Origin of the sequence: Streptomyces sp. NPDC051909, assembly GCF_040681095.1 — a bacterium.
Taxonomy (GTDB): domain Bacteria; phylum Actinomycetota; class Actinomycetes; order Streptomycetales; family Streptomycetaceae; genus Streptomyces.
The window spans coordinates 90,374-104,748 of record NZ_JBFAYA010000017.1 but is presented as its reverse complement, the minus strand read 5'-3'; the positions used below and the strand labels follow the sequence as shown (position 1 = coordinate 104,748).

Here is a 14,375-nt window from a genome sequence, read left to right as displayed (position 1 = left end):
GGCGGGCGGAGCCGGTGAGGCTCCGCCCGCGCTGGTGATGTCAGTCGCCGACGCGGTGGTCGATCTGCTCCGAGCCGGCCATCGCCCCGGCCCAGAGCCGGACCTCGTGCACCCTGGCGGGCAGGTAGTGCTGCCAGGTGCTGTTGGTGTAGCCCTTGCCGACGGCGAACTCCCCGGTGCCGAGTGTGGCGCTGTACTCCTTGGCCGACCCGTTCCGGTTGTGGCCGAGGTAGAGCGAGATCGTCCCGGTCCGGGCGTCGAAGACGCCGGTGAGCCGGACCGGGCTGTCCATCTCCGCCATCTCCTCGGAGGTGACCCACTCGGTTCCGCCGTCCGCCTTCAGGCGGCCGAAGTGCCAGACGCCGTAAGGCTTGCGCTCATCCTGCAGCGTCTCCGGGTTGAACTCCTCGACGACCTTGGTCAGCTCGAACCAGAAGCCCCAGGCGGAGCCGTCGGCGGTGCGCTGTCCGAGGACCTGCCCGTAGTACGGATAGGGAGCCTGCTTGGCGGCGAGCTTCGCCGAGTCGAGTCCGACCAGCGTGGTCACGGTGAAGGAGCCGGTGCCGTCGACCAGCGGGCCGGGCGCCGTGGCGGAGCCGTTCGTCCCGTTCAGCTCGATGGCGTCCTCCGACAGGGTGGCGTTGCTCAGGGTGAGCGCCTTGCCGTAGCCGGAGGTGGTGTCGGCGATCGTGGTCCCGCTGCCGCGCGAGGCGCTCCAGTCGGCCACGAGTTCGACCGCGGCGAAGCCCTCGGAGATCTTCGGGTCCGCCTCCTTGCCGATCTCCTCGCCCGTCACCGCGCGCTGCCAGACGGCGACCTCGTCGACCGAACCGGGCACGTAGTCCGTGTACACGTCCGACCACCAGGTGCGGCCGATCTGCAGCGGACCCGTCGCGGCCCATGCCGTCGTGTACGGCACGCTGCCCTGCAGGGTGCCGTTCACGTACAGCCGCAGCTCCTTGGCCGTGGAGTCGTAGACACCGGCCAGGTGGGTCCAGGTGCCCCAGGCGGGGCTCTGCGCGGAGCTGACCCGCTGGTACGACCAGGACCCGTCCTTGGGCGCGTCCTCGTTGACGGCGCGGAACGTCCAGGCGCCGAGCTTTTCCTCGTAGCCCAGGTAGAACGGGCTGCGGTGGGTGCCGTTCTGGCTCAGCACCGTGTAGTTGCGGCCGGGCTTGTCCAGCCGGACCCAGGCGGCCACGGTGTAGGACGACCGGGTCTCCAGGACCTGGCCCGAGGTCGCCGCGTAGCCGGTGCCGTTGACGGCGAGACCCTTGTCGGTCACCGGGCTGGGCAGCTCCACGCCGTTGCTGTCGTGGGTGATCAGACCGCGCCGGCCCCGGTCGTCGCGGACGGCGTCGCCGCCGAGCGTGGCGTCGTGGCGGGTGGTGCCGGGCGCCGTGGCGGAGTCCACGGCGACGCCGGAGGCCTCGCCGAAGTGCCAGAGGCCCACGGGGCCCTCACCGGCGGCCACCAGGAAGTCGATCACCTGCTGGGCGCCCCAGCGGCCCACGGTGTCCTTGGCGCGTACGTACACCCGCTGGGTGCCGGAGGCGGCCGGGGTGATGGACACCGAGACGGTCGAGCCCGCCTTCTCGGCGGACCAGGCCGCGGCCGAGGAGAGCTTGTACTGGTAGGCGACGTTGTTCGTGTCGCCCGAGGCGGGCTTGAAGGTCAGCGGCGCGGCGACTCCCGGTCCGCCGTGCGCCGCGCAGTCGTTCGTGGTGCACACGGTGTACGGGGCGCCGAGGGTGACCTGCGGGGCCTTGGGCGCGGTCGTGTCGACCTTGAAGTAGCAGTCGCCGTCGGAGACGGCGCTGCTCAGGTGGTTGGAGCCGTAGTACGACCACGTCCAGGCGTGGTAGCGGTACAGCGTCCCCTCCTTCAGGGTCGACCAGGACATCGTCAGTTTCGTGTTGTCACCGACGTAGCCGGACGTGGGGCGCAGGGACCCGTTGCCGTCGGTGGAGTCCACCCAGGTGCCGGACGAGTTCTTCTCGTCGAGGTCGAAGTACACCTGCAGCTGGGCACCGGACTCGCCGCCCGACTTGGTCTGCGCGATGGCGGAGAGCGTCGGGGTCGGGTCGGAGATGATCGCGGGGTCGCCCTCGCTCTTCTCGCACACCGTTCCGGAACCGGTCACCAGGCCGACCCCGGTGGGCTTGTCCGGCAGGCCGACGTAGCTCACCGCGAGGACCGCGTCGTTCCGGAATCGCTTCCAGGCGGAGGTGTCGGACTCGTCGTGGGCCCGCAGCTCCAGCGTGAGCCGGGAGAACTTGCCCTCGGCGAAGGCCTTGACCGTCGGGGTGAGGTTCTCGTTGGTCTCCTCCGGGTTGTCGTTGAACTCGATGGCCGCCGCCGGCTGCGAGGGGCTGCACGCCGTGCCGCGACCGGCCGAGACATACCGGTCGCCCATCCAGTCCAGCTCCGCGGGGCGCGAAGACCAGGTCGTGGAGGAGGAGATGTTGTTCGTGCGGACCAGGTCGACCCAGCGCGCGTCACAGGTGAACGACCAGGTCTCGGTCGCGCGGAAGGTGGCGTCGAGGACCTGCTTGCCCGCCAGGCTGGCCGGCGAGAACTCGAAGTAGAGGCGCTGGGTGTACCCGGAACCGCAGGTGTAGCCGCCCCAGGTGCCGCAGTGGCCCACTCCCTTGCCCTCGTTGTCGGTGCCGTTGCTCCAGCCGTACGAGGTGTACCCGTCCGAGCGCAGCAGGGTGCGCTCCGACACGCCCCACGTCACCGTCGGGTCGATGTACAGGGGGAAGGCGGCGGAGTCGGTGCCGGTGAGCATCTTGGCGTCCGGGACGACCGCGAGGGAGCTCCGGCCGACCGCGACGCCCATGGTGGCGACGTTGTCACCGGCGGCGGGCTCGACACCGAGATCGGCGGGATCGGCGGGAGCGGCCGGAGCCGCGGCCTCGAAGGGGTCGGCTCCGGGGGCGGCGTCGGCCGTGCCGGCGGCCGGGGCCGCTGCCGCGCCGTCGGGTCCGGTGGCCTGGAGCGGCGTCTTGGACGTCTTCCGGCTCTGCGCCTGCCGGGTCTGCCGCGCCTGCTGGGCCCGGGCGTCGCCGGCCGAGTCCCACATCTGGGCCGGCGGGGCACGGAAGACCCGCTTGCCGTCCTCGTCGAGGGCGGTGAGGTCACCGTGGACGCCCTTGACGATCCGCAGGCCCTCCGCCTCGAGGGAGTAGTCGATCTTCTTCAGCTCGGGCCGGGCGGCGGCCTGCGGCGTCTTGACGACCAGCACGTGGCGGAAGCCCTCGGTGGAGGCGGTGACCTTCAGGTCGACGCCCGCCAGGACCTCCTTGTAGAGGGCGCTGTCCCCGTCCAGCTCGGGCTTCGGCAGTTCGCCGGGCCAGCTGAGCGCGAGGGAGCGGCCGTCCTTCTCGATCCGCACCAGCGGGTCGTCCTGCCCGCCGCCGGAGAACTCCATGGCGACCGTGGCCGCCTTCGGCACGACGGAGCCGTCCGGACGGCGCTCCAGGGTCGCGTCGGGGGCCGCCCAGCCTCCGCCCGCCTTGGCCACACGCACCGGAACCGCGGACTCCTCAAGCGTGAAGGAGAAACCGTCCGGGTTCGCGAAGACGGTCGAACGTTCCGAGCGCTCGCCGAGCACCTCGACCCGCTTGCCGGTCTCCTGTGCCTGTGTCAGCGCCCTTTCCGCCTCGCTCGCTTCGGGCGAGACGGGCGCACCGGCCGCGGCCATCGCCACCGGACCGGGACCGAGCGCGGACAGGACGGACAGTGCCACCGCCGAGGCGGCCCCCGATATCAGCAGCCGGTCACGTCTGCCGCTCGAGCCGCGTGTGCGGCGTCTCCACCTCATAGCCACATCCCCCCCATTGGATCTGACGAATTCAGATCAAACGATCTTGGAGGGTAGAGGGTGTTCGGCCGACTGCACAGGGTTGCGATGTGATCGTTACCCATGAGTAATGTCGGCACGACCCCCTGGCGTCCTGATGCCGAGCCCTGCCCCGCGCGGGCGCACGGGGCAGGGCTCGGCATCCGCACCTCAGATGTCCCGGAAGATCTCGATCTGCGCCCCCACCGAGTTCAGCCGCTCCGCCAGGTCCTCGTACCCGCGGTTGATGACGTACACGTTGCGCAGCACCGAGGTGCCCTCCGCCGCCATCATCGCCAGCAGCACGACCACCGCCGGGCGGAGCGCGGGCGGGCACATCATCTCGGCGGCGCGCCAGCGGGTGGGGCCCTCGACCAGGACGCGGTGGGGGTCGAGGAGCTGGAGGCGGCCGCCGAGACGGTTGAGGTCGGTGAGGTAGATGGCGCGGTTGTCGTAGACCCAGTCGTGGATGAGGGTCTTGCCCTGGGCCGTGGCCGCGATGGCCGCGAAGAAGGGGACGTTGTCGATGTTGAGGCCCGGGAAGGGCATCGGGTGGATCTTGTCGATCGGCGCCTCCAGCTTGGAGGGGCGGACCGTCAGGTCGACCAGGCGGGTGCGGCCGTTGTCGGCGGGGTACTCGGGGGAGCGGTCGTGGTCGAGGCCCATCTCCTCCAGGACCGCGAGCTCGATCTCCATGAACTCGATCGGGACCCGGCGGATCGTCAGCTCCGACTCGGTGACGACGGCCGCGGCGAGCAGGCTCATCGCCTCGACCGGGTCCTCGGAGGGGGAGTAGTCGACGTCGACGTCGATCTGCGGGATGCCGTGGACGGTCAGCGTCGTGGTGCCGATGCCCTCCACCCGTACGCCGAGGGCCTCCAGGAAGAAGCACAGGTCCTGGACCATGTAGTTGGAGGAGGCGTTGCGGATGACGGTGACGCCGTCGTGGCGGGCGGCGGCGAGGAGGGCGTTCTCGGTCACCGTGTCGCCGCGCTCGGTCAGCACGATCGGGCGGTCGGGGGAGACGTCCGGCTCGACCTGGGCGTGGTACTGGTTGTCGGTGGCCGTGACGGCCAGGCCGAAGCGGCGCAGCGCGATCATGTGCGGCTCGATCGTGCGCGTACCGAGGTCGCAGCCGCCCGCGTACGGGAGCTTGAAGCGGTCCAGGCGGTGCAGCAGCGGGCCGAGGAACATGATGATGGAGCGGGTGCGGATGGCGGCCTCGGCGTCGATGGACTCCATGTCCAGCTCGGCCGGCGGCACGATCTCCAGGTCGACGCCCTCGTTGATCCAGCGGGTGCGGACGCCGATGGAGTTGAGGACTTCGAGGAGGCGGAAGACCTCTTCGATGCGCGCCACCCGGCGCAGCACCGTGCGGCCCTTGTTGAGCAGCGAGGCGCACAGCAGCGCGACACAGGCGTTCTTGCTGGTCTTGACGTCGATGGCGCCGGAGAGCCGGCGGCGGCCGACGACGCGCAGATGCATCGGGCCGGCGTAGCCGAGGGAGACGATCTCGCTGTCGAGGGCCTCGCCGATGCGGGCGATCATCTCAAGGCTGATGTTCTGGTTGCCGCGTTCGATCCGGTTGACGGCGCTCTGGCTGGTGGCCAGGGCCTCGGCGAGCTGCGTCTGGGTCCAGCCGCGGTGCTGCCGTGCGTCACGGATGAGCTTGCCGATGCGTACGAGGTAGTCGTCTGCCATGCCGTCACGTTATCTCAGATATGAGATGCGACGATCATCGGGGTGTGGCACTCGGGTGACGTGTCGTTACTTATGAGGCTATATGCCCGATTCGGCCTACGCGGGGAGGTCGAGTGCCGTGGGGTGTCGCGGCTCGTAGAGCGGCAGCTCGGTCCCGCTCGGCAGCCGTACCGCCGCAAGCAGGCCCCACGACTGCTCGGTGATGGCCTGTGAGATCTCGGCGCCCCGGTCCTCCAGGTCGGCCAGTGTACGGGTGAGGTCCTCGCACATCAGATAGACCTCGTGCTTCGGCTCGCCCTCCGTCGGATGCACCGCGATCTCGGCCGGTGGCAGCTTGAAGATGAGCCAGCCCCGCCCGGCGTCCACGTGCGGGAAGCCGACGACGTCCTTGAGGAAGGCCCGGTCGGCCTCCGCGTCGCGGGTGTAGAGGATGACGTGCGCGCCGCTGAACATGCTCCGATCCTCGGCCCGCCCCACCACCCCGGCAACGCGCGCGCGGCCGAACGAGCGGCCCCGGCTCAGGGTCGCTTCGCCGTCCCGGTCGGTGTCAGCGTCCACGTCCCGCGCGACCGCACGTACAGCAGCCCCGGCTTCCTCGGTGTGACCACCGTGCGGGTGAAGGCGCCGTCCCCCTCGCACAGCGCCTGCCCGGGCCGGAGGTCCGGACGCAGGACGTGGAGTGCGAAGGCGGAGCCGGAGTGCTGGGTGACCCGGATCCGCTCCCGGCCGCCGGGGTGCCGCAGCACGTATGAACCGGCCGACGTGAGCTCGTCGTCCAGGAGCAGGGGGTCCAGGGAGGGGAGCGCGTCGACCGGGTGCAGCCAGGCCCGCCACCCCTTCCCGGTGTGCATCTGGAGGCGGATCTCGGGCCGTCCGTCGGCCGGGAGCGGGACGACCGCCCGGGTCAGCGCGGAGGCGTGGGTGAGGGGCTGCCGGCGCGGCCCGTCGCCGGAGGGTCCGGTCAGCTCCACCCAGGAGTTCTCGGCCCGCTCCAGATGGACGACGAGCACCGCGGGCTCGGCCGCGCCGGTGCGGTGGAGCAGGACCGCCGCCCCGCCCCGGCCCTCCCGCCGCTGCCCCGCCCCGGTGTGTGCCGGCCACGCCTCGTACGCCTCGGAGGCCGGCGGCGCGGGCGGGGCCGCGGCGGGAATCGTGTCCGTTCCGCGCCGCGGCCGCGGCGCGGAACGGGGCTCCGGCCCGCGCAGCCCGCTCTCGATCGGCGACCGGCCCTCCGCGAGCCGCACGGCGTCGGCCGCGCACACGGCGACCATCCGGGCCGCGCCGCCGGGAGGCGCCCAGGCGACCTCTTCGGCGGCGCGCCCGTGGCGCGGGTCGAAGGAGCACAGGGGGAGGCGATGCGGCCGCGGGCGGCCTGCGAGCGCCGCGTCCACGCAGGCCAGGGCGTACCGGCCCGCGTCGAGAGAGCGCAGCACGTCGGCGGCGTCGCGCAGGGTCCGGTCGCCGACGAAGTCCCGTTTGGCCTGTTCGTACGCGTCCAGGGCGAGTCGGTAGTCGGCGAGGAGGCCCGGGGTGTGCACCTCGTGGTCGGGCGTGAAGGGATGCGTGGCGAGCGCCTCCCCGAAGGCGGTGATCTCGGCGTCGACCCGGGCCAGGTCGCCGTCCGCCCGGCCCGCCCCCTCCTCGCGTCCGCGCCCTCGGAACAGGCCCCGGAGCGCCCCCGCCATGCCGCTGGTCATGCGGGTGATCGTAAAGGCGGCCGACCGGGTCCGACACCCTCGGGCGCCGGAAGCCCGCCGCGCGGGAAGACCCGCCGTGCCGGAAGGGTCGCCACGCGGGATCGGGGGCGGTCCGGGCATGACCGACCGCCGGTGATGTACTAGAGTTATCTCGACATCGAGATATCTGCCGAGGCGCACCGCTGCCGCCACCCTGGTAAGGGTTACCTAACTTAGCCTTACCTTAGCGGATCGACGACGAGTACGTGGCGGCAGGATGTGGTGGAACGCGCACATATATGAAGGAGACTGTCGTGTCGGCGAACAGCTTCGACGCCCGCAGCACGCTGCGCGTGGGCGACGAGTCGTACGAGATCTTCAAGCTGGACAAGGTCGAGGGCTCCGCGCGCCTCCCTTACAGCCTGAAGGTCCTCCTGGAGAACCTGCTCCGCACCGAGGACGGCGCGAACATCACCGCCGACCACATCCGGGCCCTGGGCAACTGGGACTCCCAGGCCCAGCCCAGCCAGGAGATCCAGTTCACGCCGGCCCGCGTGATCATGCAGGACTTCACCGGTGTCCCCTGTGTCGTCGACCTGGCCACCATGCGTGAGGCCGTCGCGGCGCTCGGCGGCGACCCGGCGAAGATCAACCCGCTGTCCCCGGCCGAGATGGTCATCGACCACTCCGTCATCGCCGACAAGTTCGGCACGAACTCCGCCTTCGCGGAGAACGTCGAGCTCGAGTACGGCCGCAACAAGGAGCGCTACCAGTTCCTGCGCTGGGGCCAGACCGCCTTCGACGACTTCAAGGTCGTCCCGCCGGGCACCGGCATCGTCCACCAGGTGAACATCGAGCACCTGGCCCGCACGGTCATGGTCCGCAACGGCCAGGCCTACCCCGACACCCTCGTCGGCACCGACTCCCACACCACCATGGTCAACGGCCTCGGTGTGCTCGGCTGGGGCGTCGGCGGCATCGAGGCCGAGGCCGCGATGCTCGGCCAGCCGGTCTCCATGCTCATCCCGCGCGTCGTCGGCTTCAAGCTGACCGGCGAGCTCCCCACCGGCACCACCGCCACCGACCTGGTGCTCACCATCACCGAGATGCTGCGCAAGCACGGTGTCGTCGGCAAGTTCGTCGAGTTCTACGGCGAGGGCGTGGCGGCCACGAGCCTCGCCAACCGCGCCACCATCGGCAACATGTCGCCGGAGTTCGGCTCCACCGCCGCGGTCTTCCCGATCGACGACGAGACCCTGAACTACCTCAAGCTCACCGGCCGCTCCGAGCAGCAGGTCGCGCTCGTCGAGGCGTACGCCAAGGAGCAGGGCCTCTGGCTGGACCCGAAGGCCGAGCCGGACTTCTCCGAGAAGCTGGAGCTCGACCTCTCCACCGTCGTCCCGTCGATCGCCGGCCCGAAGCGCCCGCAGGACCGCATCGTCCTCGCGAACGCCGCCGAGCAGTTCAAGAGCGACGTCCTCAACTACGTCACCACCGCCGACGAGGCCGAGCTGGAGTCCTTCCCGGCCTCCGACGCCCCGGCCAACCACCCGAACGGTGGCGCCCCGTCGAACCCGGTCCAGGTCACCGCCCCCGACGGCACGACCTACACCCTCGACCACGGCGCGGTGACGGTCGCGGCCATCACCTCCTGCACCAACACCTCGAACCCGTACGTCATGGTCGCCGCCGCGCTCGTCGCGAAGAAGGCCGTGGAGAAGGGCCTGACCCGCAAGCCGTGGGTCAAGACCACCCTCGCCCCGGGTTCGAAGGTCGTCACCGACTACTTCGACAAGGCGGGCCTCACCCCGTACCTCGACAAGGTCGGCTTCAACCTCGTCGGCTACGGCTGCACCACCTGCATCGGCAACTCCGGCCCGCTGCCGGAGGAGGTCTCCAAGGCCGTCAACGAGCACGACCTGGCCGTGACCTCGGTGCTCTCGGGCAACCGCAACTTCGAGGGTCGCATCAACCCCGACGTCAAGATGAACTACCTGGCCTCCCCGCCGCTGGTCGTCGCGTACGCCATCGCGGGCTCCATGAAGGTGGACATCACCAAGGACGCGCTCGGTGTCGACACCGAGGGCAACGCGGTCTACCTCAAGGACATCTGGCCGTCCGAGGCCGAGGTCAACGACGTCGTCGCCAACGCCATCGGCGAGGACATGTTCTCCAAGTCCTACCAGGACGTCTTCGCCGGCGACGCCCAGTGGCAGGCGCTGTCGATCCCGACCGGCAACACCTTCGAGTGGGACGCCGAGTCGACCTACGTCCGCAAGCCCCCGTACTTCGAGGGCATGACGATGGAGACCACCCCGGTCACCGACATCACGGGCGCCCGCGTGCTCGCGAAGCTCGGCGACTCGGTCACCACCGACCACATCTCCCCGGCCGGTGCCATCAAGGCCGACACTCCGGCCGGCAAGTACCTCACCGAGCACGGTGTGGAGCGTCGTGACTTCAACTCCTACGGCTCGCGCCGAGGCAACCACGAGGTCATGATCCGCGGCACCTTCGCCAACATCCGCCTGCGCAACCAGATCGCGCCGGGCACCGAGGGCGGCTTCACCCGCGACTTCACCCAGGCCGACGGACCGGTGTCGTTCATCTACGACGCCTCGCAGAACTACCAGGCCGCCGGCACCCCGCTGGTCATCCTCGGTGGCAAGGAGTACGGCTCCGGCTCGTCCCGCGACTGGGCCGCCAAGGGCACCGCGCTCCTCGGCGTCAAGGCCGTCATCACCGAGTCGTACGAGCGCATCCACCGCTCGAACCTCATCGGCATGGGCGTCCTCCCGCTGCAGTTCCCGGCCGGCCAGTCGGCCGACTCGCTCGGCCTGACCGGCGAGGAGACCTTCTCCATCACCGGCATCACCGAGCTGAACGACGGCACCACGCCGAGCACGGTGAAGGTCACCACCGACACCGGTGTCGAGTTCGACGCGGTCGTCCGCATCGACACCCCCGGTGAGGCGGACTACTACCGCAACGGCGGCATCATGCAGTACGTGCTGCGCAACCTGATCCGCGGCTAAGGATCAAGCAGTAGCCCAGCAGTAAGGGCCGGTCTCCATGGAGACCGGCCCTTACTCATGCTCCTGTACGGGCCTCAGCCCAGCAGCTCCACCTCCGCCAGCTCACCCGAACCGGCCGCCACCAACCGGTACTTCGCGTACGTCCCCGGCTTCGCCACCGAGAACACCCGCGTCTGCCGGGCCCATGCGAAGGACTCACCGTCCCGCCGGTCCAGGTCCGTCCAGGTCACCCCGTCCGCCGAGCCCTGGAGCGCCCAGCCCGCCGGCGCCTTCGCCCGGTCCGCCGAGGACGTCAGCGTGTACTGGACGGCCTTGACCTGACCGGCGACGGGAAGATCGACGCTCGCCGCCACCGGCCCCGCCGTCACCGACGTGTCGTCGAACAGCGGACCGGCGCCCTGGACGAGGTCCCCGCGCGGCGCCGGCACCTTGTCGTCCTTCGTGATCGACACCGGGGCCGCCGAGGCGCCCGTGCCCCACGCCGACGGCTTCGGACCCATGTCGAACTTCAGCGTGCCGCCCTGCGCGAGCAGCCCGTGCGGCAGCGCCGTCGAGTTCCAGTGCACCCCGTTCACCTTCACGCCCTGGACGTAGATGTTCCGGGCGCTGTTGCGCGGCGCCTCCACCACCAGGGTGCGCCCGTTGTCCATCCGCACCGTCGCCTTCGTGAAGAGCGGCGAGCCGATCGCGTACTCCCCGCTGCCCATCACCAGCGGATAGAAGCCGAGCGCCGAGAACAGGAACCAGGCCGACTGCTCGCCGTTGTCCTCGTCGCCGTGGTAGCCCTGCCCGATCTCACTGCCCGTGTAGAGCCGGGACAGCACCTCACGCACCTTCTCCGCCGTCTTCCAGGGCTGCCCGGCCGCGTCGTACATGTACGGCACGTGGTGCGCGACCTGGTTGGAGTGCCCGTACATGCCCATCCGCACGTCCCGGGCCTCGGTCATCTCGTGGATGACGCTGCCGTACGAGCCGGCGACGTCGGGCGAGGCCGTCTCGGGCGTCGAGAAGTAGGCGTCCAGCTTCTTCGCGAGGCCGGACCGCCCGCCGTACAGGTTGGCCAGACCACGGGAGTCCTGCGGGGCGGTGAAGGCGTAGCCCCAGCCGTTGGTCTCCGTGTAGTCGTAGCCCCAGATCCGCGGGTCGTACGACTCCGAGGGCACCCGCCAGGCGCCGTTCGCGTCCCGGCCCTGGAAGAAGCCGGCCTTGGCGTCGAAGAGGCTGACGTACTTGCGGGCCCGGTCGAGGAAGTACGCCGACTCCTCCGCGTACCGCTTCCTGCCGGTCTTCTCGTAGAGCGCCCGGCCCATCCTCGCGATGCCGTAGTCGTTGAGGTAGCCCTCCAGGGACCAGGACAGGCCCTCGTGGGTCGTGGTGGAGGCGTAGCCGGTGAACGTGGAGGTCGCCGTGCCCTTTCGGCCCACGCCGCCGCTCGGCGGGGCCACCGTGGCGTTCTTCAGGGCCGCCTCGTACGCCGCCTCCGCGTCGAAGTCGACGCCCTTCACGTACGCGTCCGCGAAGGCCACGTCCGAGGAGGTGCCGGTCATCAGGTCCGCGTAGCCGGGGGAGGACCAGCGGGAGATCCAGCCGCCGTCCTTGTACTGCTGCACGAAGCCGTCGACCAGCTCGCCCGCCTTCCTCGGGGTGAGGAAGGAGTAGGCCGGCCAGGTGGTGCGGTAGGTGTCCCAGAAGCCGTTGTTGACGTACGCCTTGCCGTCGACGATCTTCGCGCCGGTACGGGTCGGGGTGTCGGGCCCGGCCGGGGCCGAGAAGGGGCTGGCGTACCGGTACGCCGAACCGACCTTCTCGTACGCGGAGTTGGGGTACAGATAGAGCCGGTAGAGGCTGGAGTAGAGGGTGACCAGCTGGTCGTGGCTCGCGCCCTCCACCGTCACCCGGCCGAGCACCTCGTCCCAGGCGTCCTGCGCCCGCTCGCGCACGGTCTCGAAGGAGGTGCCCTCCGGGATCTCGTCGGCGAGGTTGGCCTTCGCCTGCTCGACGGAGATCAGCGAGGTCGCGATCCGCAGGTTCACCGTCCGGTCGGCGCCCGCGTCGAAGCGGAGACTGCCCTTCACGCCCTGCGCCGCCGAGTCCGTGACCGGCGCGTCGAAGACGCCGTACACGAACATCCGGCCCGCGCCCGTCGACAGTCCGCTCTTCACGTCCGAGAAGGCGGTGAAGGAGCGGGTCGCCGGGTCGAGGGTCAGTCCGCCCTGGGCGGTGACGTTGTCCAGGACCACGCTCGCGTCGTCACCGGGGTAGGTGAAACGCATGACCGCAGCGTGGTCGGCCGGTGCGACCTCCGCCTTCAGCCCGTTGGCGAAGCCGACCCCGTACGCGTACGGCTTCGCCGACTCGTCGGCGTGCCGGAACGGCAGCGCGCGGGCCGCCTTGTCGGTCGGCACGGCCCCGGCCGCCGCCGAGGGCATCACCTGGAAGGTCTGCCGGTCGCCCATCCACGGGCTCGGCTGGTGGCTGACGGACAGCGCCTGCAGGGTCGGCAGGTTGTCGGCGTTGTTGCCGCGCGCGTACTCGTAGATCCAGCTCTGCGTGGACGCGTTGGTCACCGGCGTCCAGAAGTTGAAGCCATGGGGGACGGCGGTCGCGGGGAAGTCGTTGCCGCGCGAGAAGGAACCCGAGGAGTGGGTGCCGCGGGTCGTCGAGGCGTACTCGGACAGGCGGTCGTAAGGCTGCCGCGGGGTCTTCGGCGCGATCGAGACGTCGTCGAGCCAGCCCTGGAACTTCCCCGGGCCCTTGGGGGAGTCGTACGCCACCAGGATCCGGTCCACCGTCCTGCCGTTCGCCACGTCGCCGATCCGGGCGGTGACCTGGTTCCACTGGTTGACGTAGAGGCGCTTGGCCCCGCCCTGGCCCTGCGGGGTGAGCGGCCCGCCGTACGAGTCCGTCGCGCCGAGCTCGCTCAGATAGGTGCCGTCGGTGAAGGCCAGGTCCACGGACACGTTCGTGGCCGGGTAGTTCAGATCGGTCTCGGAGGCCGACATCGACGGGAAGATCTTGTAGGAGAGCTCGGTGTCGCGGACGATCCGGGTGTCGACGTCGAAGACCTTGTTGTACGAGTACGCCCGGCCCCCGCCCTGGTGGGTGCCCGCGTAGCGCAGCGCCCGCTTCCCGGTGTAGCCCGCTCCGGCCTTGGCGGTGGGGGAGCCGCTGGGGCCGCGGTCGACGGCGCTGCGCATCTCCTCGGGAACGGGCTGGGAGGTGTCACCGTTCGAGAACTGGAGGTCGGCGAGCTGGGTGAGGCCCGCGCCGGCGTTCCTGGTGATCTCCAGGCGGTAGTGGGCGTAGGCGGTCGCCCCTCCGCCGGCCGCGCCCGGGATGTCGTACGACTTCGTCTCGAAGCGCCTGGCGAAGCTCTCGCCGTTCCGAGTGTCGAGCACCGTCCAGTTCTCGCCGTCCGCCGAGCCTTTGAGGACCCAGTCCTTCGGGTCGCGCTCGGCGGCGTCGTTGGCCGAGGTGAGCGCGTAGGCGGCGAGCTTCACCGGCTCGTCGGTGTCGAACTCGAGCCAGGCGGTGGGCTCGAAGACCAGCCATTTGGTGCCAGGCTGGAGATCGACCAGGTTCTCCTTGACCTCGCCGGCGCCGGCGTTCTCGCCGCTGGCGCGGACGGCGGTGACCCGGTCGGTCACATTGCCCGGGATGCCGGTGACGAATCCGCCGTCGACCCCGGATGTCCGCTTCGTTCCGTCAGGGCCGACTTCGACGGTGTTCCGCCAGGTCGGCTGGGTTTCCTCCGCTTCGAAGGAGTTGGTGAACTCCCGTGCGGAAGCATCGGATTCACCCGATCGGCCCGGAAGCGCCTGAGCCACCGTGGGGGTGAGGCTCAGGACGAGTGCTGCCGAGGCCGCCAGAGAGACCGCTCTGAGATGGGGACGCATGCCGTGTCGTCGCTCCTGCCCCTGGTTCTAGACAACGTTGTCAGACCGATTGCGCGAGAACCCAGGAGAAGGGTGAAGGATGCCTGCTGTCAAGGGTGTTGACGACAATCGGAAGGAGGAAACGGGGCAGAAACGCCATCGTCGATCGGCAGGTCTCAACTCGGAGAAGACTGCACGGGAAAGCTGGTTTCGATCTTGCTCCCGCGAAGGGAAGTGGACTATA

At 70.3% G+C, this 14,375-nt stretch carries 6 protein-coding genes; 1 reads left to right on the top strand and 5 read right to left on the bottom strand.

All coding sequences use genetic code 11. From position 1 onward, the window contains the following. Positions 1-40 precede the first annotated feature (40 nt). The 4 genes from AB0M18_RS25850 to AB0M18_RS25835 form a co-directional block, all read right to left on the bottom strand. A complete protein-coding gene (locus AB0M18_RS25850) occupies positions 41-3,706 on the bottom strand; it encodes a LamG domain-containing protein (RefSeq protein ID WP_365762044.1) in 3,666 nt (1,221 codons plus the stop codon). Between the two features lie 309 nt (positions 3,707-4,015). Next, positions 4,016-5,545, bottom strand: coding sequence for a UDP-N-acetylglucosamine 1-carboxyvinyltransferase (locus tag AB0M18_RS25845; RefSeq protein WP_365761930.1), 1,530 nt, complete (start codon positions 5,543-5,545; stop codon positions 4,016-4,018). A gap of 96 nt (positions 5,546-5,641) precedes the next feature. Beyond that, complete coding sequence (locus AB0M18_RS25840) at positions 5,642-5,998, bottom strand: extradiol dioxygenase (RefSeq protein ID WP_365761928.1); 357 nt, start codon at positions 5,996-5,998, stop codon at positions 5,642-5,644. A gap of 65 nt (positions 5,999-6,063) precedes the next feature. Continuing rightward, positions 6,064-7,242, bottom strand: a complete 1,179-nt coding sequence (locus AB0M18_RS25835) for a hypothetical protein (protein WP_365761926.1) — start codon at positions 7,240-7,242, stop codon at positions 6,064-6,066. A 293-nt stretch (positions 7,243-7,535) separates the two neighbouring features. On the opposite strand from AB0M18_RS25835, the gene acnA reads away from it, so the two are divergent. Continuing rightward, positions 7,536-10,256 (top strand): aconitate hydratase AcnA, encoded by a 2,721-nt coding sequence (gene acnA, locus AB0M18_RS25830; protein ID WP_365761924.1) that lies wholly within the window; start codon positions 7,536-7,538, stop codon positions 10,254-10,256. Positions 10,257-10,330: 74 nt separating this feature from the next. Here acnA and AB0M18_RS25825 read toward each other — a convergent pair whose 3' ends face one another. Next, complete coding sequence (locus tag AB0M18_RS25825) at positions 10,331-14,152, bottom strand: GH92 family glycosyl hydrolase (RefSeq protein ID WP_365761922.1); 3,822 nt, start codon at positions 14,150-14,152, stop codon at positions 10,331-10,333. Positions 14,153-14,375 lie beyond the last annotated feature (223 nt).

What these genes read in the sequence shown, in the direction of transcription:
- AB0M18_RS25850 (WP_365762044.1), bottom strand. Translation starts at nt 3,706, where the DNA reads ATGGCCGCGGCCGGTGCGCCCGTCTCGCCCGAAGCGAGCGAGGCGGAA.
- AB0M18_RS25845 (WP_365761930.1), bottom strand. Translation starts at nt 5,545, where the DNA reads ATGGCAGACGACTACCTCGTACGCATCGGCAAGCTCATCCGTGACGCA.
- AB0M18_RS25840 (WP_365761928.1), bottom strand. Translation starts at nt 5,998, where the DNA reads ATGTTCAGCGGCGCGCACGTCATCCTCTACACCCGCGACGCGGAGGCC.
- AB0M18_RS25835 (WP_365761926.1), bottom strand. Translation starts at nt 7,242, where the DNA reads ATGACCAGCGGCATGGCGGGGGCGCTCCGGGGCCTGTTCCGAGGGCGC.
- AB0M18_RS25825 (WP_365761922.1), bottom strand. Translation starts at nt 14,152, where the DNA reads ATGCGTCCCCATCTCAGAGCGGTCTCTCTGGCGGCCTCGGCAGCACTC.